The sequence below is a fragment of the Streptomyces sp. NPDC054770 genome, assembly GCF_053611985.1.
In genome coordinates this window covers 1-19,500 of record NZ_JBSHBL010000067.1, presented here as the reverse complement: position 1 = coordinate 19,500, position 19,500 = coordinate 1, and the positions used below count along the sequence as shown (strand labels likewise).

General features: G+C 66.0%; 16 protein-coding genes. 10 read left to right on the top strand and 6 right to left on the bottom strand.

The window, feature by feature from the left end; all coding sequences use genetic code 11:
- Positions 1-68: 68 nt before the first annotated feature.
- From ACWGKQ_RS39410 to ACWGKQ_RS39400, 3 genes are all read left to right on the top strand, one after another.
- A complete protein-coding gene (locus ACWGKQ_RS39410; RefSeq protein WP_453296901.1) occupies positions 69-653 on the top strand; it encodes a dihydrofolate reductase family protein in 585 nt (194 codons plus the stop codon).
- The gene (locus ACWGKQ_RS39405; RefSeq protein WP_453296867.1) at positions 650-1,063 is read left to right on the top strand and encodes a VOC family protein; all 414 of its coding nucleotides are present in this window, start codon (positions 650-652) and stop codon (positions 1,061-1,063) included. The genes ACWGKQ_RS39410 and ACWGKQ_RS39405 overlap by 4 nt, the downstream gene beginning before the upstream one ends.
- Positions 1,064-1,753: 690 nt before the next feature.
- Positions 1,754-2,788, top strand: a complete 1,035-nt coding sequence (locus ACWGKQ_RS39400) for a hypothetical protein (protein WP_453296866.1) — start codon at positions 1,754-1,756, stop codon at positions 2,786-2,788.
- Positions 2,789-2,801: 13 nt separating this feature from the next.
- On the opposite strand, the gene ACWGKQ_RS39395 is transcribed toward ACWGKQ_RS39400, so the two are convergent.
- Positions 2,802-3,215, bottom strand: a complete 414-nt coding sequence (locus ACWGKQ_RS39395) for a hypothetical protein (protein WP_453296865.1) — start codon at positions 3,213-3,215, stop codon at positions 2,802-2,804.
- Between the two features lie 47 nt (positions 3,216-3,262).
- Here ACWGKQ_RS39395 and ACWGKQ_RS39390 point away from each other — a divergent pair, with 47 nt between their 5' ends.
- The 4 genes from ACWGKQ_RS39390 to ACWGKQ_RS39375 all read left to right on the top strand — a co-directional run bounded on the left by ACWGKQ_RS39390 (position 3,263) and on the right by ACWGKQ_RS39375 (position 9,019).
- Positions 3,263-4,060, top strand: coding sequence for a helix-turn-helix domain-containing protein (locus ACWGKQ_RS39390; RefSeq protein WP_453296864.1), 798 nt, complete (start codon positions 3,263-3,265; stop codon positions 4,058-4,060).
- 129 nt (positions 4,061-4,189) lie between these two features.
- A complete protein-coding gene (locus ACWGKQ_RS39385; RefSeq protein WP_453296863.1) occupies positions 4,190-5,149 on the top strand; it encodes a hypothetical protein in 960 nt (319 codons plus the stop codon).
- Between the two features lie 77 nt (positions 5,150-5,226).
- The gene (locus ACWGKQ_RS39380; protein WP_453296862.1) at positions 5,227-5,463 is read left to right on the top strand and encodes a hypothetical protein; all 237 of its coding nucleotides are present in this window, start codon (positions 5,227-5,229) and stop codon (positions 5,461-5,463) included.
- 271 nt (positions 5,464-5,734) lie between these two features.
- Positions 5,735-9,019, top strand: coding sequence for a hypothetical protein (locus ACWGKQ_RS39375; RefSeq protein WP_453296861.1), 3,285 nt, complete (start codon positions 5,735-5,737; stop codon positions 9,017-9,019).
- Here the strand turns inward: ACWGKQ_RS39375 and ACWGKQ_RS39370 are convergent, their stop codons facing one another.
- Entirely contained in the window at positions 9,020-10,384 is a 1,365-nt protein-coding gene (locus tag ACWGKQ_RS39370) for a hypothetical protein (RefSeq protein ID WP_453296860.1), read from the bottom strand.
- Positions 10,385-10,437: 53 nt separating this feature from the next.
- Entirely contained in the window at positions 10,438-10,911 is a 474-nt protein-coding gene (locus ACWGKQ_RS39365; RefSeq protein ID WP_453296859.1) for a hypothetical protein, read from the bottom strand.
- 135 nt (positions 10,912-11,046) lie between these two features.
- Between ACWGKQ_RS39365 and ACWGKQ_RS39360 the strand changes: the two genes are divergently transcribed.
- Complete coding sequence (locus ACWGKQ_RS39360; RefSeq protein ID WP_453296858.1) at positions 11,047-13,068, top strand: hypothetical protein; 2,022 nt, start codon at positions 11,047-11,049, stop codon at positions 13,066-13,068.
- A 223-nt stretch (positions 13,069-13,291) separates the two neighbouring features.
- On the opposite strand, the gene ACWGKQ_RS39355 is transcribed toward ACWGKQ_RS39360, so the two are convergent.
- The 3 genes from ACWGKQ_RS39355 to ACWGKQ_RS39345 form a co-directional block, all read right to left on the bottom strand.
- Positions 13,292-13,951 carry a hypothetical protein gene (locus ACWGKQ_RS39355; RefSeq protein ID WP_453296857.1) on the bottom strand — a complete coding sequence of 220 codons (660 nt, stop codon included), beginning with the start codon at positions 13,949-13,951 and terminating at the stop codon, positions 13,292-13,294.
- Positions 13,952-14,625: 674 nt separating this feature from the next.
- Positions 14,626-15,042: a PIN domain-containing protein gene (locus tag ACWGKQ_RS39350; RefSeq protein WP_365804309.1), complete on the bottom strand. Its 417-nt coding sequence runs from the start codon at positions 15,040-15,042 to the stop codon at positions 14,626-14,628.
- Complete coding sequence (locus tag ACWGKQ_RS39345; protein WP_453296856.1) at positions 15,039-15,302, bottom strand: CopG family transcriptional regulator; 264 nt, start codon at positions 15,300-15,302, stop codon at positions 15,039-15,041. The genes ACWGKQ_RS39350 and ACWGKQ_RS39345 overlap by 4 nt, the downstream gene beginning before the upstream one ends.
- Before the next feature lie 430 nt (positions 15,303-15,732).
- On the opposite strand from ACWGKQ_RS39345, the gene ACWGKQ_RS39340 reads away from it, so the two are divergent.
- Both ACWGKQ_RS39340 and ACWGKQ_RS39335 read left to right on the top strand, forming a co-directional pair.
- Complete coding sequence (locus ACWGKQ_RS39340; RefSeq protein WP_453296855.1) at positions 15,733-16,845, top strand: tyrosine-type recombinase/integrase; 1,113 nt, start codon at positions 15,733-15,735, stop codon at positions 16,843-16,845.
- A 696-nt stretch (positions 16,846-17,541) separates the two neighbouring features.
- Positions 17,542-19,473, top strand: a complete 1,932-nt coding sequence (locus tag ACWGKQ_RS39335; RefSeq protein WP_453296900.1) for an AfsR/SARP family transcriptional regulator — start codon at positions 17,542-17,544, stop codon at positions 19,471-19,473.
- Positions 19,474-19,500 lie beyond the last annotated feature (27 nt).

Here is a 19,500-nt window from a genome sequence, read left to right as displayed (position 1 = left end):
AGCCCCCCCCGGTCGGCCGGTCAGGAAACGCCGGATGCCGGTGTCATGTGGGAGAGATGGAGGCCAGGATGAACAATGCGATTCGGCTGTACATGTCGATTTCGCTCGACGGCTATATCGCCGGCCCGGACGATCGGCCTGGGCAGGAGCTCGGACGTGACGGTGGGCGGCTCTTCAGCTGGCTCGACGACCGGGAGTCCGACGGTCCGAGCGGCCAGGTCTACCGCGAAGCGCTGGCGACCGGCGCGGTGATCTCCGGTCGTCGGACCTTCGAACTCGCCGGGCGCTGGCAGGGCGACCACCACGACGGCGTGCCGATCTTCGTCCTCACCCACCAGGTGGATGACGGGGACGTGCCACCTGGCCACGTGCGTTTCGTCACCGATGTCGAGGACTGCGCCCGTCAGGCTCGTGCAGCCGCAGGGGACCGGCCGGTCATGGTCCATGGGGCGGGGGCGGCCCGAGCACTTCTCCGAGCCGGGCAGGTGGACGAGATGGAGATCCACCTGGTTCCGGTCCTCCTCGGGGACGGCCGACGGCTGTTCGACCACCTGGGTGGTGATCACATTGAACTCGACCTGGTCCGACGGCTCGAGGATCGAGACGTCACGCACCTCCGCTACCGGGTGCGTCGGCCCGAGGAGGCCGCGTGAGGACGCTTTTCGTCTCCTACCGCGTCACCGACCTGGACCGCTCGCTCGGTTTCTACACCGTCTTGGGCTACGTCGAACTGGGCAGGGTCGAGGGCGGCGACGGGGCTCGCCTCATGATCCTCAAGTTTCCCGACGAACCGGCGGCCTCGCTCGAACTGGTCCACCGCCCCGGCAGCGGACCGGTCGACGTGGGCAGCGGTTTCGACCACCTCGCGATCCAGGTGGAAAGGCTCGCCACCACCCTGGAGACGCTGACCGAAGCCGGTCTGAGGCCCGGACCCCTCCAGTACCCGGGCGGCCCTCACGGCCCGAAGACGTCGTGGCTCACGGACCCGGATGGTTACCGGATCGAGTTGGTGGAGTGGCCGTCTGGGCATCTCGACGGCATCACCGCAGCAGACTTCGCCTGAGGCGGTCATGGCCTGTGGAGTGACGAAGCTTCCCCTCGGTGCGACCGTGGCGCAGCGCGACGCGACATCCCACCCCGTCCGCGGGTCTTGACGATTACTCGTCATGCGAGAGCGGACAGTTCAGCCTGCCGTGGAGTGGATCGCGCACTTCGATGAATGCGCTCCAACTGGGTGGCGCTTTTGGTTACTCGCGCCCACACGGCGCAGCCGCAGATCGCCGGGCCCCGTACCCCAGACGGGCACCCGCCCCGGAAGCCGCGATGATCCTCGTAAGCGCTGTCCGGTAAATGATCTTTGGCGGGCTGGGTGAACTGGCCGTTTGCCTGTTATCCCGCGGAGCAAGGGACGTTGCCGAGCGCTGGGAGACAGCCGAGGCCCAAGGAACCGGTCAGACCTTGGAGGTTGACAGGGATCAGGCCACTTAGCAGGTTGCTCGCAGGGGCTGAGGCACCCGAGGATCCGTCGCCGACGGCGGCTCCTGCGCTGGTCGCGCCCCCGAGGGCCGTTGTAGCCCTCGACCAGGTAGCGACCGCCCGAGAAGAGGTCACTTCCCAACTCGACGGGGTTCGCCAACGACGTCACGAACTGACGCGGGAGATCAACAGCCTCTTGCACGGAACGTCTACCACCGAGACGGCAGCCGGATACGACGCGTCCCTGACGAGCGTCTACGAAGACATATCCAGGCGGTTGCAACTCGCGGTCGATGAGGTTGTCGCGCTCGAACAACTCGGCAGCGAACACGCCTACTCCGCCCAGACGGTCACCTCCGAAGTGACCCGTATGGAACGCCTCATCGCCTCCGTGGAGATCTTCGACGCCCTCCCCGTACGGCTCTGCCCGGCGTGCGAGCAACGGGTCGACCCACACCGAGAGCACGACGAAGACGCCTGCTACCTGTGCTTCCAACCGGTCGACGACGACCAGCGCCGCCGACGGGCACACGTGGAGATCCGGTCGCTCAAGTCGGAACTCGCCGACCTGGACGACGTCGCCGCCCGCACCGCCGCCGACCTGCAGGCGGCCCGCACCCGCCGAGCAGACCTTCAAGACGAACAGACACGGCTCGCGCACCGCATCAACGAACAACGCGCCGCGCAGCTGGCTCCCTTCATGGCCACCCTCGAAAACCTGGCCGCCCAGATCGCCCAGCTCGAACAGAAGATGACAGCCTTTCCCGCCATCGAGGAGATCCTCCAGCGCCCCGCGGTAGCGAGCCAGGCCGTCACCGCTGCACAACAAGCCGTCGACGCACTCGACCAAGAGCCTGCCGCCGTCGCCACAGCTACGCTCACCTCCGTCGAACGATGCGCCGTGTTCGCCGAGCGTATGAACGAATTTCTCCACCGCTACCGCGAACGCGGCTGGGTCAAGGGCGCCATCACCATCAACGACAGTGACCTCACCTTCTACGTCGGCACCCGCCCCTGGGACCAAGCCCTTGGAGCAGAGACGAAGGTGCTCTTCTTCCTGGCCTACAGCTACGCCACGCTCTTCCTGGCATCCGACCTCGACGAAGAAGCCGCATTCCCCGGCCTGCTGCTCCTGGACAACCCGTACCAGCAGGGCATCGGAACCACCGTGGTCGACGACGTCCTGCGAGATCTGGCAATCGCAGCCCAGACCACGGGCACCCAGGTCATCAGCACCCAGGCCGTTCCGGTACCACGCGACCCGGCCACCATCCGAGAAATCCACATGCCCACCGAGTACGAAGCGCCGTAGGCGGGCCCTCCGGCTAAGCGAGACGAGGGTCAGCGCTGACGATGGCGTCGATCCCGGTCATTGTTTCTTGCCATGCTTTCCGGCGGAGATCGTCGATCACGGCCATATCGACACCCGTATCCGCATCCAGGGACCACAACAGGGTGTCGTTGGCTGCAAGGCAGATTCGGGTGAGCAGGCTGCGGCGGACGAGGTCGCGCAACCGTTCTACGGCGTGCGCGATCGCTGTTCCATCAGGTAGGCCATCGGGAACGGACAAAGACAGTCGCGAACGGCCCCATCTCGAGTAAAGGCTCAGCAGGTGGACCACAGCCAGCTGTCCACAACTGTCCAGGAGACCCCGGCGGTGCACAACGCTTATCTCCATGGACGAAATCGCCAAGAACGTTATCGCCGGACTTATCGTCGCCTTCATCGTCTGGATCACGAGCCGGGCCTGGGCCCGGTGGCGACGGAAGGGAGGAGGTGCCTGAGATGGGCCGCAAGGGCGAGTCGAGGGGGGCCGACCTTCCGCCAGGCCGCAGGAGAGACCTTCAGCGTGCTCTCATCGAGCTGCAGAGGGAGGCAGGAGGCTTCAGCCAGGCCGACATCGCGCGCTACACAGGGAAGAGCAAGAGCACCGTCTCCAACGTGTTCTCCGGCCCGAAGGTCCAGCCGCGGGAAACCGTTCTTGACGTGGCTCTCGCGCTCGGTATGCGAATGCCGGCCTCCAGCACGACCCAGGAACAGTTGCTGGACGAGCTGAGCGAACGCTTCCGACTTCTCTGGATGGCAGCCAAGGCAGAGGAGCATGAGGAACCCAGAGGCGGTTCTGCTGGAGGCCGAGCGCGTCCTCCAGCTCAGTTTCACCCGCGGGGAAGGCTTCCTACTGCTGCGAGGCAACTCCTGTTCTCCCTCACCAGCGTCTGCGCGATCTGTGGCGAACCACGGCCCCTCGACATTCACCACATCCTGGGTCTTAAGTGCGTAATGGAGGTGGCACATCGGCTGGGAGGCCAGAACGGCCTCCTGCGAGCAGCCAGCCACGCCGCCAATCCCTGGGAGCTGATCGTGCTGTGTTACACCTGCAACTACCGAGCAGCAGGTGGCGACATCAGCACGCAGCAACTCCGAGAAGAGCGGCTCAAACTCGACCGGCACCCGAACGCGCCGCATCTCTACGAACGATATCTCGACCAAATCCAGCTGGCAGAAGACAAAGAGTTCATGGACTTGAACGCAGTCGCGAGCGCTATGACTATCGCCCAGAGGGGAATTACGAAATTCCTGTAGCATGCTCGGATGATCGTCGGTGTAAGGCCAAACGCCGCATGACCTGGGTAGGTTTGAGTGGTATCCGAAGAATCTAGCGTTATAGCGTCTCGCCAGCCGTTCCGGCCGAGGTGGCGCCGGACCGGCCCCATGCAAGTCGACTTCCCGCCGGTCCGCAACGGCATCGACTACCTCGTCAGCGTCGTGGAGCATCTGGACGCCGACGCTCACACCGGGCCCCGCGAAATCAAGTACGCCGTCCTGCACCTTCAGGCTGCAGCCGAGGTCCTGCTGAAGTCGCGCCTGCTGCGGGAACACTGGAGCTTGGTGTTCAGCGACCCTGCCAGGGCCACCTCAGAGAAGTTCAGCGCCTCCGACTTCAACAGCTGCGGGACGGACGCCGCCTTGGAACGTCTGAGGAACATCTGCGGCCTCGACATCAACAAGAAGGACGCCGAGGCTCTCAAGGACCTCGGCAAGGACCGGAACGCTCTACAGCACTACGGGCTGACCCACAGCGCAGAGGCCGTGGAGTCACGAGCCGGTGCAGTGCTCGACTTCCTGCTCCGCTTCCTCGACGCCGAACTGCTGCCACTGCTCGACGCGCCGGAGCGCGAGAGTATCGAAGAAGACATGTTGCGAGTACGCAGCGGCCTGAACACCATCGAGGCGTTCGTCAACGAACGCATGAACCGACTGCGGGGCAACGAACTCAAGGGCACGACCGACTCGGTTCTACCCTGCTCCGTGTGCGGGCAGTGGGCTCTCGCCGTCATTCCGAACGGCGCCCATTGCCACTTCTGCGTCACCACGATGAGCGCAGAGGACTTGGCCTTGGCCTTCCAGGAGTTCGAGCCTGGCCATCCGGCCAACGAATGCCCCCAGTGCCACGCTTCGACACTGGCCTGCTTCGCATTCATGGACGGCCCTGGTGAGGAGATGCACTACTGCTTCACCTGCCAAGCCCGCTACAGCCTTGAAGAGTTGGCAAACTGTGGGGGGTGTGGATGCCTTTGGCCCCATGAGGGTGACGACGACGGGACTGCGCAGACCCTATGCGGCGACTGTCGACGCCGCATCGAGGACGAGGAACTGGCCAGCCGATGGTGACACCCGCCCCCGTCACGACGTACGGGCTTACGTTGGCGGTAGACGGCAACGAGCGGTCCGCCCGCTCCGTTCTCGCCATGACCACACCGGACCTGCGTGACGAATCGCCGCTCCACACACGCCGCCCGTGTAAGTACCTGACCGCGCTTAACGGTGTGCACATCCAGGGGCAGTTGGTATCCGAGAGATCGGCCCGCCCAGTCAACCCTGGTCGCCCTGAAGGCACCGTCATCGCCGTCTTCGGCATCCAGAACACACGCCACTTACCCATCGAGCCACCCTGTCAGACCAACTTCAACACGCTGATCCAATAGGGAATGTCCCGCACCTCAGCCAACCAACCGCCCACGGACAGGGCGCAGGGATAAAAGCGAAGCTAAGACCAGCCACCTGAGCAGTTCGAGGTTGCCTCGCTCGAGCTGTGGAGGGCCGGGAGCAGCGGGTCGGGTTCGGTTGGAAGGGTTAGACGCGACCCGGCCTTTTCTTTCTCCAGATCGGGTTTCCAGCTACGACGGGAAGCACAATACTGGGGATTGGTATCTGGGTAGATAGCATGTTCTGCACTATTTTGTGTAAGGATTGGTCATGACGAACGCCCCGGATCCGAGGTCGGGCCGCAGAACGGTCCTCTCTGAACGGCAGGAGCGTATAGCCCTGCGGCTGACCCAACTCGGCTCCGGCCCCGCCCTGTTCTTCCGGGATGCCTGCGAGTTGGTGATCGAGCAGCCGACACGGGTAACCGTGACGCATCTGGTCAGCCATTTGCTGCGGGAGGTCGAGAGCGGTCTTCGCGCCGTGATCAGTGCGTTGTACGCGCCAGGCGTGGCGGGGCATGAGGCAAGCATCCTGGCTGTTCTGCAAGTTCTGGACATCGATCCCCACGAACCGGTTGCCACAACATGGCTGGACATGGTCGGGGCCGACAGCCGGTTCAACTTGGCGCGCAGGGCACACCGCGACGGCCTGGGTACCCCGCGCGGACTCGACGATGAGTTCCGTTCCTTCTTCGACGACTTCGAGCTCCTGCTGGACCGGGTGCTGGAGGAATTCGAGTCACGGTACGTCGAGGTCGTGCAACAGCTGGACGCGCTCATCGCGCTGGAACAGCCAACGGTCGTGCACGCCCGCCAAGTTCGGCAGAACCTGCCCCAGGACCCGGCCACCCAGTTCCGGTTTTTCGGAGGCATTGGGCCGCAGTGGCTGGAGCCGCTGGTCTCGACTGGGTTCTTCTCGGCTCCCTTGCCGCCGCAGCCGTACGGTGACGAGGGCCTGATGAGGCTGGACGTGTGGCCGGAGTCCGCTTACCTCGCACGGATCGCGGCGGCCAAGCCGGAGGCAGCGGTGACCGCGGCGGTGAACATTCCGCAGGCGACGAACGCCCGCGTGAACGACGACATCGTGTCGGTCGGGTCGGCCGTACCTGCCGAGTACGGCCGGCAGTTGGTCGACCGCGTGGTGGCCGACATCCGGACCGGCGTCGGTGTGACGGACCCTTTGGCTGTCGGTAAACTCGCGACTCGGTTGGCGGACGCTGGTTACTCGCCAGAGGCGTTGGACCTGCTCGGCGCCCTGCTTGAGAAGGTGCCGTCAGGCGGCGGTGCGGCTGCGATGCAGACCTGGTACTACGCGGAACTCCTCCGCGGGCCCGTCCCGACGATGGTGGCAACGGTCGGTACAGAACTGCTGGGTGTCCTGCGTGATCGTCTCCGCCAGATCGTCACTGAGGATGACGACGCCATCGGGCGGTGGACGCGGTGGTCGACGGTGTGGCGCCCCAGCATCGCCGGCACCTCGGAGCAGGAGAATCACGATCCGGCCGACGCCTTGGTGAACGCCGTCCGGGACATCGCCGTTGCCCTTGTTGACCACGACCCTGCCAACTCCGGCGCGGTGCTGGACGCGCTGGATGCCGGCGACAGCGTGATCTTCCAGCGCATTGCCCTGCACGTGTTGGCTGAGCGCGGGCACCAGGCACGCGATCTTGTCGCTGCCCGACTGCTCAATCCGGACCTGCTGCGCAACCGCGAGGTCGAGGCCGAGTACAGCGCTCTCGCCCAGAGGCGAGCCGACCTGCTGACCGAGCCGGAGCTGCGCAGGCTACTTATGCTGATCGACGAAGGCCCGGACCTCGACAAGCAGATCGCCACGCACACCCGTAATACGGGCGGACCGCCGTCCCAGTCGGACCGTGATGGCTGGCGAGGACGCTGGCAGCGTGACCGTCTCGCGGAGCTGCGTGAGGTGCTGCCCGTCCGATGGGCCCTACGCTACGAGACACTGGTCGCCCAGTTCGGCGAACCCACCCTCCCGCGTCCGCAGGACCGGGTGTGGAGGTTTTCTTTTGCGCCGCCGGCCCCAGTCACGGCCGGCGACCTCGCGGCCCGCCCGACCAGCGATCTTGTCGAATATGTGCGGACATGGCAGCCACCGGCTGATGGCCCGTTCAGATGGACTGGCGAATCCCTGGACGAGCCGTTGCGGACCGCGATCGAGCAGGACGCCGGTCGCCGTTCCACCGATGCCGAGGCATTTGTAGGGCTTCCAGCTCACTACGTGACCGCAGTTCTCGGCGGCCTGGAAAATGCGGCCCGCCAGCGTATGGATTTGGATTGGCGGGGCATCGTCCCGCTGTTGGTGTGGGCCGACGAGCAAGCCGTTGCCGAACTCGACGAGCCGATCGCGGGGCCTCGGAAGTGGAAAGAGGCTCGCAAATCGGTGATGAGGTTGGTGCACTTCGGCATGACCTTGCCCGCTGATCCTCTCCGCGACGTACAAGACACGGCGTGGACGCTCATCCACCATGCTGTTGCAGACCCTGATCCCACCCCAGCTGACGAGGAACAGCAGGTCAGCGGCGGTAGCCACCCCGAATCAATCTCCATGAACACCGTGCGCCCCGAGGCGATCAACACGGCGACCACCTGGGGCATCTGGACACAGCGCGAAGACCCGCATGCGGACCTGTCCGGGGTGTTCACGGTGGTCGACGAGCACCTGGAGGTCTGGGCTGATCCTTCAAGATCGGTCAGGTGGGTCTTGGGCAGCCGATTCGCGGACTTGATCGAGCTTGATCGCGAGCGGGCAGTCAGCTGTGCCGTCCGCCTGTTCCCGCTCGATGCCGGCAGCCGCGAATTCTGGAGAGCTGCGTGGAACGGCTACCTCGGCCGCGCAGCCCTTCAGCCTGACGTGTGGTCGGCGTTGGGCGACCAGTATGAAGTCGCGGTCGAGCGTCTCGATCCTGACGCGGCCGACGACGAGTCGCTCTACCTCGCGGCTGGCCTGGGCCGGCATCTGGTGCGCCGGTACTGCGTCGGCGACATCGGCCTCACCAGCCGAGCTTCGCTCTTGCACCGGTACTACGAACGCGCGCCTGTTTCTGTGCGAGCCGACCTTCTCGAACGCATCGGGCGCGGCTTGCTTGATACGCCGACGGACATCGCAGCTCGGCTGGCCGAGTTGTTCGATCAACGTCTCGCCGCGGTCCAGCAAGGTGCAGACGCGACCGAGCTGCGAGGGTTCGGGTGGTGGTTCTCCTCCGGCGTGTTCGACGATGACTGGGCTGTGCGACGACTGCGGGACGTCCTGATCCACACGGTGCTGCGGGGGAGCGACGACCGTGTCCTGACTCACCTCGCATCGATTGCTCCGCAATTTCCAGCCGCCAGCCTGGCTGCTCTCGAAGCCTGGGCGCGGACCGACCCGTCGCCTTGGGTTCTCACCCGCACCGAAGACAGTATTCGGGCAGTGCTACTCGCCAGCCGCCACCTCAGCAGCGACCTAACCCGCGAGCGGACCCGGACAATCGTCAGCCTGCTTATCCGCCAGGGGCTGGACTTGCGAGACCTCCACCATCACCACGATGAGCCGTGACTACCGGACGACCCGGTCGAGGTCGGTCTCGTCCGCGTCCACGAACGTCCAGGTGCGAGCCAACCGGGTCAACGTCTTGCCTGCCCATCGCCGCCGACCGTTGCGATCGAGTCCCAGTGGGGCGATCACGGTAGCCGCGCCCTCCGGCCTCGGGTCGCTGTCCGGTTTGCCGAACACCGACAGATCGAAAACGTCCACCAGCCGTTGAAGTTCAGCGGGTGCCCCGGCCGGGCGGTCATTCGCCTTGACCTGCAGTTCTACCGAGGGAGGAGCTAGCAGAGGCACGAGCCGCGGATCGTCGACCAGTGCCTGCGGCACCACCATGGTCGCCGCATCCCATGCAGCCATCCACAGTTCCACAACCTCGTTAGCGGTGACTCTGAAATCTCCAGTCACGGTGCTGTTAGCTGTCGACAGCAGGGTTGACCGCCACGGTGCGAGGTTCGCCTGGAACTCGATGAGAGCCTTTACAGTTTCTGGCTGGCTGATCGGCAAGAACAACCGAGCGGAGATCCGTGCGGAGAGGCCGCCGCGGGGAGTCCGCAGGACACTGTCGTACCGGGCGGCCGTTCCCGATTGGCGTACATCCGGTCCCGTCGCGCGCACCCATGCCGGTGATGTGACCGTTGCCCCGCGCCATTGAGACAGGAGCGTGATCGCATTGCTGATCTCTGCACGCGGCAGGAGCATTTCGAGCCGCTGGCGCGTCTGTCGCGTGATTTCGAGTGCATCCTCATCGAGTTGCCAGGGCAGTGTCGCAATTGCGCGCACCGTGAGGTCGGCCTCCCCGGCTGCTGGCATCCGGAGCGCCTCTCTTGCCTCCAGGGTCATTCTTGGGTGCGGCTGCCATTGCGCCCGGCTCCCGTCCGAAGGACGGAGCAGCACACCGCGGCCCCACGATCCGCCGTCCACTTCGACCATGGTGGTGTCATCGGCGATGTAGCTGATCAATGCTGAATCGGGTGCTCCAGTCTGCGCGAGCGGATAGCCGGCAGCCGTAACACCCCGATGCGGCAGTCCCGGCAAGTTTGCGATGTCCTCCCATACAGGACCAGTGACGGCAATGGCGTTCTTGCCGCCCAAGGCGCAGATCACCGCGCGGGCACCGTCGACTCCGGTGAAGTGCTGGACATAGCCCAGCCCGTCCTCGGCGATGCGAGCAGTCGGGTTGCCCAAGCGAGCCTCGCCGCCTGCACGGTGAAACGCCTGCTCGAATTCGCTCCGTGTCTGAGGATCAGCGCCTTCTCCGACCTCGATTGGACGCGCGGCCGTGTTGGTGGCGGCGTAACCCCCGGAGAAGATTGTCAAGGGTCCGTGGACGGCGCCGACGGCTGTGCTGTTGTGCTGTGCCTGTATGCCGGGCACCGGCGCGCTGGTCGTGTCAAAGAACGCGGTGGGCGTGTGCTCGCCGGGTGTGGTCAGCCCTTGTTCCCGCCCGGCGCGGAAGGGTCCGGCGGGACTCCGATCGATACAGTGCCGCCAGAGACACCGCCGATCGCAACCGCGCCGCGGTCGGCCTGGACATCGCCCGATACGGCGACTCCTTGCTGCCCAGTGAAGGCGACACCGGCCTGGCGCTGCATGTCCTGCAGTTTCTGGGCCACAGCGGCCAAGTCGGACGCGAAGCCGGAGTCAGTCTCCGCCGCATCCTCCAGCGCCAGCCGTACACGCTCCTGCGTGCGGGAGGACGCCTCGCCGGACTGCTCAACTTCAGCGGTCAGCTTGACCAGGGCGGGCTCCTCACCGAGTTTTCCCTCGACCAACTCGTGCAGACGGTCGAGACCGACGTCCAGCGCCTGGTCGACCTCGGCGTCAACCCGTGTACCAACCCTACGGACCTTCCGGGCTGCCCAAGTCACCAGGAAACCTACGACGATCTCCAGCCCTGTCATGGTCAGTACCCTCCTTCATGCCCAGCGGCCACATCACGACGTGGTGTGGCCGCTCAAGCAATTATCCACGCGGGCGTGGCCGTGCAGGGGGACTGCTGCATGATCGGGTGACAGCGGTGCCGCTAGGGTCGGAACATGTCACTGGTGCGCGCCGAAGCCGACTGGATCCGACGATGCAGAACGGCCGGACTAGATGACCATCAACGAGGGCTGCTGGAGGGCGCGCTGGCAGCGTGCGACCCTGATTCGGTCTTGACCCGGCACGTGAGCGGTGCCCAGACGGCGGTAGCCGCGATCGCGCGGGCGCACTCCGCGCTGGAGTCGCGGGCACGCAAGGGGCGGAATGAACCACAGCCGTACGAGCGGGCGACGATCAAACTGGTCACCAGTGCACTGGCGGCGCTGGATGCGATGAAACCCCACTTGACGGCAGGCGTGCTCGACGATGCGGTACGCGAACTGAGAAGCATCGAAGGAGCCGGTACCGCCGGGCTCAGCGATCGGCAGGACTGCGAAAAGTTGGCCACACGTGTGGCCGCCCGGGCGGCCGACGTGCGCGCCGCCATCACCGACGGCTTCGTGGCAGCATGGCGCGGGATTCCCGCGGCGGACACTGGAGAGCGACTCGCGCTGGAAATGGCAGCGCTGTGCGTGCTGGAGGGGCGCCGGCATCCGCATCTGAGGGACGACGTGCGCGCCGCTCTGAGCCGGGGCCCGCTCGACGGTGCGCACCTGCTGGACGTGCTATTGCCGGCGGAGCGGGACTTCCGAGTGGCCGTGGTCGTCGAGGGCACCTCCCGGCTGGAATCGTTGGCCGGGTTGATGGACCCGGCGGCGGCAGCGGTGGCAATCGCGCCTGGAGAGCCCGTGGCCGACTGGGGACACGGAACGGCCGACTTGCGGGCGCTGGCCGAGCTGGCCTCGTCCGTGTCCGCCGCGCGCCGCGCATGGTCGGGAGATCAGGCGGGCGGCCATGTGCTGCTGACCTTCACCGTCCGCGCGTGCGATCTGGGCGGTGCCGCGCTGCTGGGTCGGCGGATCGCCTCGGAGTCGCTCGACCAGTACGTGGCGGGCCAACGCCTCGCGGAGATCCGGCTTCGGCCCGAGACCCTCGCGCACGTCCCCGGGTCGCACCGAGTGCTGCGGCTCGCGGTGCCCGTCCTGGGATCGGGTCCGGTACGGCCGCTGACCACGGGATGGCCGCCCGCGCTGCGCGAAAGCCTGCGCACCGCGCACATCGCCCGGATCACTGAGGCGCCCACGACCTCTGCCGGGCTCTGCTGGGCCGCGCTGGAGGCACTGGATGTCAAGTCCGGAGGGGTCGGCGTGCTGGCGCGGGCACTGAGTCTCCAAGCCATCCGCCAGCAGACCGTTGACCTGCACCGGCGGACGCGTACGGCGGTGGCGGCTGAGGCCGCAGCCGCGCGCACTGCCCACCTTGCGGCGCAGCGCAAAGCCGAGATGCTGGAAGGCGCCTCGGCTGGGGCCGCGGACAGCGAGCGTGCGGCGATACGGGCGGAGCAGGCAGCCACGGCCCGCGCCGCCGCACTCGACCTGCATGCGGTGCTGGAGCGGGCCTTGGAAGCAGAGATGTACGGCGCGGCAGTAGACGCCTGGACCGGCGTCGGAGAGGAAGGGCTGCTGCGCGATCCGGACCGTTGGCTCGACACGTTCACGCCGCCCGCCGACGCCGAACCGCTACTGCGCGCAGCCGCCGACGGCTTGGCTGCCCTCACTGACCGACTCGGCGGAGAGACGGCCACCCGACTGCGAGCATGGCGCGCGCTGCTGGCCGACCCCTGCTCCCTCGCTCAGTGGATCGAGGAGACAGCCAAGCGCTTCGAGAAGTGCCTCGACTGGCTGTACGCGCTGCGCAACACCGCGCTGCACGACGGTCGGTTCACTTCCACTACCGATCTGCTGGACGTCCACACCGGGCGTTCCCTGATCGACCTGACACTGGAGTTCCTGGGCAACTGGTACCGGCACGCGGCTACGCCCACGCCAACGCAGCCTGGAATGACCGCGTTCGAGGTCATCGCGCACCTTGCCGAGCGCCAGAAGTCCGTGATTGCGGAACTCAAGCGCGGCACGCGCGCGGGGTTGAACGTGGCACGGCTGACAAGTCCGACCTCCACGGGATGGGATCGGGCCTGACCAAGCGCCCCAAGTGATGGAGGTCAGGTTGGGAGCGTCCTGCCAATTGAACGAGCACGCCCACGTGGACGGCCGGGGGCTCGAACCCCGATCTCTCCCAGGTGAACCGGTGCGATGGCGAATCGCCGCACCTGACGTGCTCCGGTCCGGCTGCCTATTCTACGGTCACGACCGCCCTGATGGCAGACAACCAAGGACCCGAGCCCGCCGGCTACATGGCCGTTCAATCCTCGTCGTCCGCCGACGGCGGCGTGGGTGGGTTGGTCACCCCGCACACAGCTGCCGCCTCGTCACCGGGAAGTACCTGTCTGTCAGCTATCCGCTCGGCCAGTACGAGGACCTTGTCCCAGACACCGTCCAGCACCGAGTCAGCCAGGCCGTGCGCCCGCCACCAGTCGGCCGGATCCGGCTCGTCCGGGGTACTCGTACCGAACCGCAGATCCTGACCGAACTCGGCTAGGCGGGCTCGTGCTGTCTCACGATCGCCGAATCCCGCACGCTCGACAAAGAATGCCCGGATTTCCGTCCACTGACCGGTCTCGTGCAGCCATCGCTCCTCGGCTCGCTCGCCAGCCGCAAGGACCGTCATCATCTGTCGCACGGTGGAGCCCGCCAGCCGCACGTTGTCGACAGCACCCACGATCGGGGACGGATGCCTGCAGGCCCTAGTCCCGGTCGGTTCGGCAATGGATACCGACGGTACGTGCAGGCCGAGTTGGAACGCGACGGCAGCGTGTCCGGCTTCATGGACGGCTACAGCCTGACGCTCCGTGTCACGGTCGAATTCCAGGCCGTCGATCTGGCAGCAGACGACGCGGCTGGGCGGATGGTGACGGTAGGGGCCCTCGCCACACCACCAGTAATCCGCGCGGTCCATGGGCATGGCGACATAGTGCCAGCCCGCTGCGGCACCGGCCGAGCCTCGCTCCATCCGGCATCCGCCTGCCCCGGACATCCGTTCCCATACGCGTGCCGAGCCCACTCCGAGCTGTGGCTGTGTGGGTGAATACCGCGCCCTCTGAATACGTGACGGGTACCAGCAACGACCCACCAGACCGTGTGCGCTTCCGTGTGCTCTCGGCCACATCAGCGCAGGTCGCGCGCGGTTTTGCGAGTATAGGCGCCAGGAATCCCATGGTGCCGCACAGTTTCGGCATTCATTGGCGAGCGAGGCCACCGCACGCTCAAGCATGTGCCCCTGACCTGCGAAAATCTGTCAACAGGTGAGGTTATCCACAGGGTGTGTGGTGGCGTGTGGACCAAAAGGAGCAACGGTCAAAAGACCGTGTGCGTTTTGCCATGCACACAAAAACTCCCGACCTGCATTTCTGCAGGTCAGGAGCTTTTCCCGGAGTGCCCCCGGCAGGATTCGAACCTGCGCACACGGCTCCGGAGGTCCCAGACGTTCATGCAGGTCACGCGCATCACTGACAGTTAGTCAGCCTCGCGGTCCCGTGTATGTCCCGCGAAAATGAAATGCCCCAATAGCTCTCAATGTCCCGCTAGTGCGGCCTTCGGGACGCGCCGCCGAGCCTTCGTTCCTTGGTTGGTGCCCTATTAGACCTTGATGACGGTGATGCGAGAGCCGCACAGGGCGGTTAGATCCTCGGGGTCTGAGCTGAGAATCGTCGTCGGACCGGGGGCGGCGAGGGCGGTGGCGCCGAGCATGGCGTCGATGGCGTATTTGTGGCCGTGCAGGCCGGCGTCGGCGAGGAGGGCGGCGGCGTGGCGGGCGATAGGTTCGGTGACCGGTTCGATGACGAGGCGGGAGAGGGTCCACTCGAGGGCCGGGCGGTTGATGCGGGGGTGGACCACTTCCACGAGGGTGGCCGCGGAAGTGATCACCCGCAGGTCGTCGGCGCGAGCGAGGGCGAGCCAGCCGGTGACGGTGCGGTCGCGAAGGATGGCCTTGGCCAGCCCTTCGCTGTCGAGGACCAGAGTGCCGCCGGGGGTAGCGGGGGAGGGGCGGGTCACGCGGCGTTCGCCCCGCCTCGCGTCTGCTGGTGGCGGGCCTGCTGGAGTTGGTCGCGCAGGGCCTGGATCTCTTCGTCGGTGACGGGCCCGTGCTCGGCCTCGGCGACCTGGATGAGCTCGTTGAGATTGTCCCGCTCGATCTGTCGCGCGACGGCGGCGGCGACATAGGCAGACAGGCCCGACGGGCCGCTGCGGGCCTTGGCGGCTTCGGCGATGTCGCGGGGCATGGTGATTGAGTACTTGCCGGTAGGGTCACTCATGCTCCCCATCCTACCGTAGATCCTACTTGCATGCGGGGGTGGCGCAGCGAACTGTCGAGTCGCTCGCTGCGGATGGCTCCATCCTTGTCTGGGGTGCGCAGAGGGGAGCGCAGCGGCGTCGTTGCTGCCGGGGCTTTATGTGGGCATCCAGGACGTTCACCTGAACAGAAGGGTGGTGGACGTCATGAGGAACTCGAAATCTCACGCGCGCGGCGTCCCCGGCAGGAGACGTGAAAGCAGGGCCGTGGCCGTTCGCCGCACAGCGGGTGCTACGGATATCAGGGCGCTGGCCGATGACCTCGGCGCGGCGCTCCTCCGTTCCGTTCAGCAAGGCGCTGCGGATGAGTCCCCTGCGGGGATCAGCCGTGGCTCGCCACAGGGTCGCGCGGCTGGGGTCAGCTGGTGCGCCTTTGCTCTGGAGTACATCGAGATGAGGTGGCCACTGATCGCGGCGAAGACCCGGGATGAGACCAACGATGCGCTGTGCGCGATCACCCGGGCGATGCTCCGGGACGTGCGGGGCCGTCCGAGCGATGAACTGCTGCGGCGGGCGATGCGGGGCTGGGCGTTCGTCGTCCCATGCCCGGAGCCGTGCCAGATGCCGGCGGATGTCCGGCTGGCCCTGCGCTGGGTGGCGGGAGCCTCACGTCCGTTGGCCGATCTGATGGATCCGGCTGTGATGCGGTCGGTGTTGACAGCCCTGCGGCTCAAGCAGGATGGCGCGGTGGCGGCGGCCGAGACGCAGCGGCACAAGCACAAGGTCCTGGTCAATGCGGTTCGGTACGCCGTCGAGCAGCGCAAGTTGCCCGCCGACCCACTTGCTCCCATCAAATGGAGCGTGGCTGAGACCGTCCACCAGGTCGACCCACGGGTGGTCGCCAACCCAGGTCAGGCGCGTTCCCTGCTGCGCGCGGTCTCCTACGTCGGCAGTTACCGGCGGGCTCGTGGACGGCGGCTGGTCGGACTGTTCGCCGGGATGTACTACGCCGGGCTGCGCCCCGCCGAAGCGGTCGGGGTGTCTTTGCTCAACTGCGTGCTGCCCGCGGAGGGCTGGGGGCAGGTGACCGTGCATCGCACACTGCCGCAGGCGGGCAGGCGGTGGACTGACACTGGAAGAGCCCACGACGAGCGCGGTCTCAAGGGCCGCCCGGCTGACGATACCCGGCCCGTACCGATGCCGCCCGAGCTGGTGTCGATCTGGCGGGAGAGCATCGACACCTTCGGCACGGCGGACGACGGGCGGCTGTTCTTCAACGAGCGCGGCGGCATCGTCGGGTCCAGCGCCTACGATCGCGTCTGGCGCGAGGCCCGTGAACTTGCCCTCTCGCCCGACCTGGTGCGCTCACTGCTCGCAGGCCGTCCTTATGACCTGCGGCACTCGGCTTTGTCCACCTGGCTCAACGCCGGCGTCGATCCCACCGAGGTCGCCGAACGCGCAGGCAACAGCGTCGAGGTCCTTATGAACAGCTACGCCAAGTGCCTGTATGGACGCCAGGCGATCGCCAACCAGCGCATCGCAAACCTGTTGTGCGAGTACGAATAAGCCTGCAAGCCTGCTTCGAGTGGCATTTCGGATGTCGTCGGCGGTAGCGAAGTGCTTATGTGTCTTCGAACCGTGGGGTGCCGACGCATCCGGCACGCCGCAGAATTGGAGCCTGCAGGGCGTTCCATGCCCCAGTCAGGAGCCTGACCATCCGTCGTGAATCAGGCCCCTGACCTGCTATTTACCTAGTCGATTTCGGTGAACAGTTCGACCTCGTAGGCCCGTTGAGCTGTCGGACGAACCGGCTTCCAAAGTCGACCGCCCGTTGCAGCCGAGGTTGGCTCGGGAGCGGGCTGTGGCGTCGGGCGGGGCCTCCGACGGCGGCGAGGTGGCACCGTTGCTTTGACCCGTCGCCTTGATGGGGGGCGGCTGGTGCCGCGCTGGACGTGCGGCCGGTGCATGGACTTCATGGCTTTCTCCTTGGATTCCGTTACCTAATGGGTCGGTTTGCGCCCTTAAGGTGCCTTTGGGATTCGGGCGTCATCGTGTCCTGCTGCACAAACCCCGAAGCATTCCGACGATCCGTCGGAATGGCTGGAGAGGATGACTGCAGCGTGGCAGATCGGCCGAGTAATCGCCAAGCAGTATGCGTTAGCTGAACGTTAATGTGTGTCCGATGCTCCGTGGCATGCTTTCTCGTGTCGGCCGATGCGGCCGATGGTGGCGTGAGTCGTGGGGAAACAAGGGTTGGCGATCATGGAATTTCGAGTACTGGGACCGGTGGTTGCGCTGCGGGCGGGGCTGCCGGTCAGGATGAAGTCGGCGAAGGCTCTCGAACTCCTCGCTGTTCTACTCATGGCGCCCGGTCATCGTGCCTCGCACGTTAGCGTTATGCGCCACCTGTGGCCGGGTGAGGAGGCGAACGCTAATCGAATTCGCCAGTGTTTTCATCAATTGCGGCAATCGTTGCCAGATATCACCCAGCAGAACGAGCGAGGGTACTGCCAGATTCAGGCTGATCCGTTGAGTGTCGACTACGTTCGCTTCCATGAATTCTGCCGCGCTGCAGATACCGCAGGGAGCACGTCTGTGCGTCTCAAGGCGCTCAGATCAGCTCTCGGTGAGTGGCGGGGAACACCCCTGGAAGACATGCCGGAAGAAGGATTCGGACGAAAACGCGGCGAACTCATCACCGAGCTGAAGGAGGCGACGGTGGCATGTGTCCTCGCCGAATTGGAGTGCGGTCAGGCGCCTGCCGCGCTCGACCGGGCCAGCTCCGCGCTGACCCGCTGGCCGGAGAGCGAGACACTACTTGAACTCAAGGTGCGTGCCCTGCGTACGCTCGGCAGGCATGACCAGATTGAGTCGCTGCTCGCCCGCTGGGAGCGCCAGTTTGGTCGGCCCACCGTTCACTTGCTGCTCGCTGGCGAGGCAGAAGAAGCAGGGTCGGCAGCGGCTGGCAACCCATCGGCGTCGACCCGTCCGAAGCCCCGGCAGCTTCCGTCGCAGCCGGTCGAACTGATCGGCCGTCAGCCTCAGATCGGCCGACTAACGGAGACTCTCCTGGGACGTACGGCTGGGCGGAGCAAGGTTGTCGTGTTTACCGGCATGCCCGGTGTCGGGAAGACCTTCCTCGCTGTGCGGGCGGCCGCCCGGGTCGAGCAGAGCTTCCCGGACGGGATCCTCTACGTCGACCTCGGTGGATTCTCGCCAAGAGAGCCGGAGCGGCATGGCCCCGTCCTTGCCAGGCTCCTGAACGATCTCGGAGTGCGGCCCTCGACCCCGACGATGGACGGCATGGTCTCCGCTTACAGGACCGCCCTTGCGGACCGCGCAGTCCTGCTCATCCTGGACAACGCGCGTGATGAGGAGCATGTCCGCCTGCTGCTTCCCGGACTCGGGGCGAGCGCGGCGATCGTCACCAGTCGTCGTCACTTACATGGGCTGGCGATCCGGGAGGGAGCGGACCTGGTAGACCTCCCTCCGCTGGATCGGCAGGAAGCGACCGAACTGTTGAGGACACGGCTGGGTGAAGACCGGATGCGCATGGCCATCCCGTTCGTCGACGACCTGGTCGAGCACTGCGGCGGGGTGCCGCTGGCGCTCGGGATCATGGCCGCCCGAATTGCGCAACGCCCAGCTGCGGCGCTCGCAGGCGTGGTCCGCGAATTGCGACAGGAGAGCACCAGACTGCGTTCCCTTGACATGGGCTCGGAGAACCTGAGCGTTCGCCTGTCGCTGGAAGCGTCGCACAGGCTGCTGTCGGCGCCGGCGGTCAGGCTCCTTTGGCAGATGGCGGTTCACCCGGGGCCGACGGTCAGTTGGGCGGCGCTGCGGGCGCTCGAATCGGACGACGCCGTCGGCGTCAGTAACGCCATGGATGACCTGATGCGGATGAGCCTTGTGACTGAGCCGACCTTTGAGCGCTACTTTCTGCACGACCTGGTCCGTGTCTATGCCGGCGAACTGGCGGATCGGCAGGACGAAGCCGAGCGAGCCCGGGTGGTGGAGCGAGTGCTGCACTTCCTGCTGCACAACGCCTGGGTTTGTGACCGGAAGCTGGATCCTGGCCGCCGACTGCCGATTGGCGAACCACGGGACGTCGAAGTCGTGGCTCCGACGAGCAATGCTCATTACCTGTGGATCGGCTCGGGAGGGCACGCCCGAGGGGCGTACCTTCCCGAGTGATCGATTGACTGGTATCGAGTAGGCCCG

Coding starts and splice junctions, on each gene's coding strand:
- ACWGKQ_RS39390 (WP_453296864.1), top strand. CDS start 3,263: ATGGGCCGCAAGGGCGAGTCGAGGGGGGCCGACCTTCCGCCAGGCCGC.
- ACWGKQ_RS39335 (WP_453296900.1), top strand. CDS start 17,542: ATGGAATTTCGAGTACTGGGACCGGTGGTTGCGCTGCGGGCGGGGCTG.
- ACWGKQ_RS39375 (WP_453296861.1), top strand. CDS start 5,735: ATGACGAACGCCCCGGATCCGAGGTCGGGCCGCAGAACGGTCCTCTCT.
- ACWGKQ_RS39360 (WP_453296858.1), top strand. CDS start 11,047: ATGTCACTGGTGCGCGCCGAAGCCGACTGGATCCGACGATGCAGAACG.
- ACWGKQ_RS39410 (WP_453296901.1), top strand. CDS start 69: ATGAACAATGCGATTCGGCTGTACATGTCGATTTCGCTCGACGGCTAT.
- ACWGKQ_RS39385 (WP_453296863.1), top strand. CDS start 4,190: ATGCAAGTCGACTTCCCGCCGGTCCGCAACGGCATCGACTACCTCGTC.
- ACWGKQ_RS39380 (WP_453296862.1), top strand. CDS start 5,227: ATGACCACACCGGACCTGCGTGACGAATCGCCGCTCCACACACGCCGC.
- ACWGKQ_RS39365 (WP_453296859.1), bottom strand. CDS start 10,911: ATGACAGGGCTGGAGATCGTCGTAGGTTTCCTGGTGACTTGGGCAGCC.
- ACWGKQ_RS39340 (WP_453296855.1), top strand. CDS start 15,733: ATGAGGTGGCCACTGATCGCGGCGAAGACCCGGGATGAGACCAACGAT.
- ACWGKQ_RS39345 (WP_453296856.1), bottom strand. CDS start 15,302: ATGAGTGACCCTACCGGCAAGTACTCAATCACCATGCCCCGCGACATC.
- ACWGKQ_RS39355 (WP_453296857.1), bottom strand. CDS start 13,951: ATGCCCATGGACCGCGCGGATTACTGGTGGTGTGGCGAGGGCCCCTAC.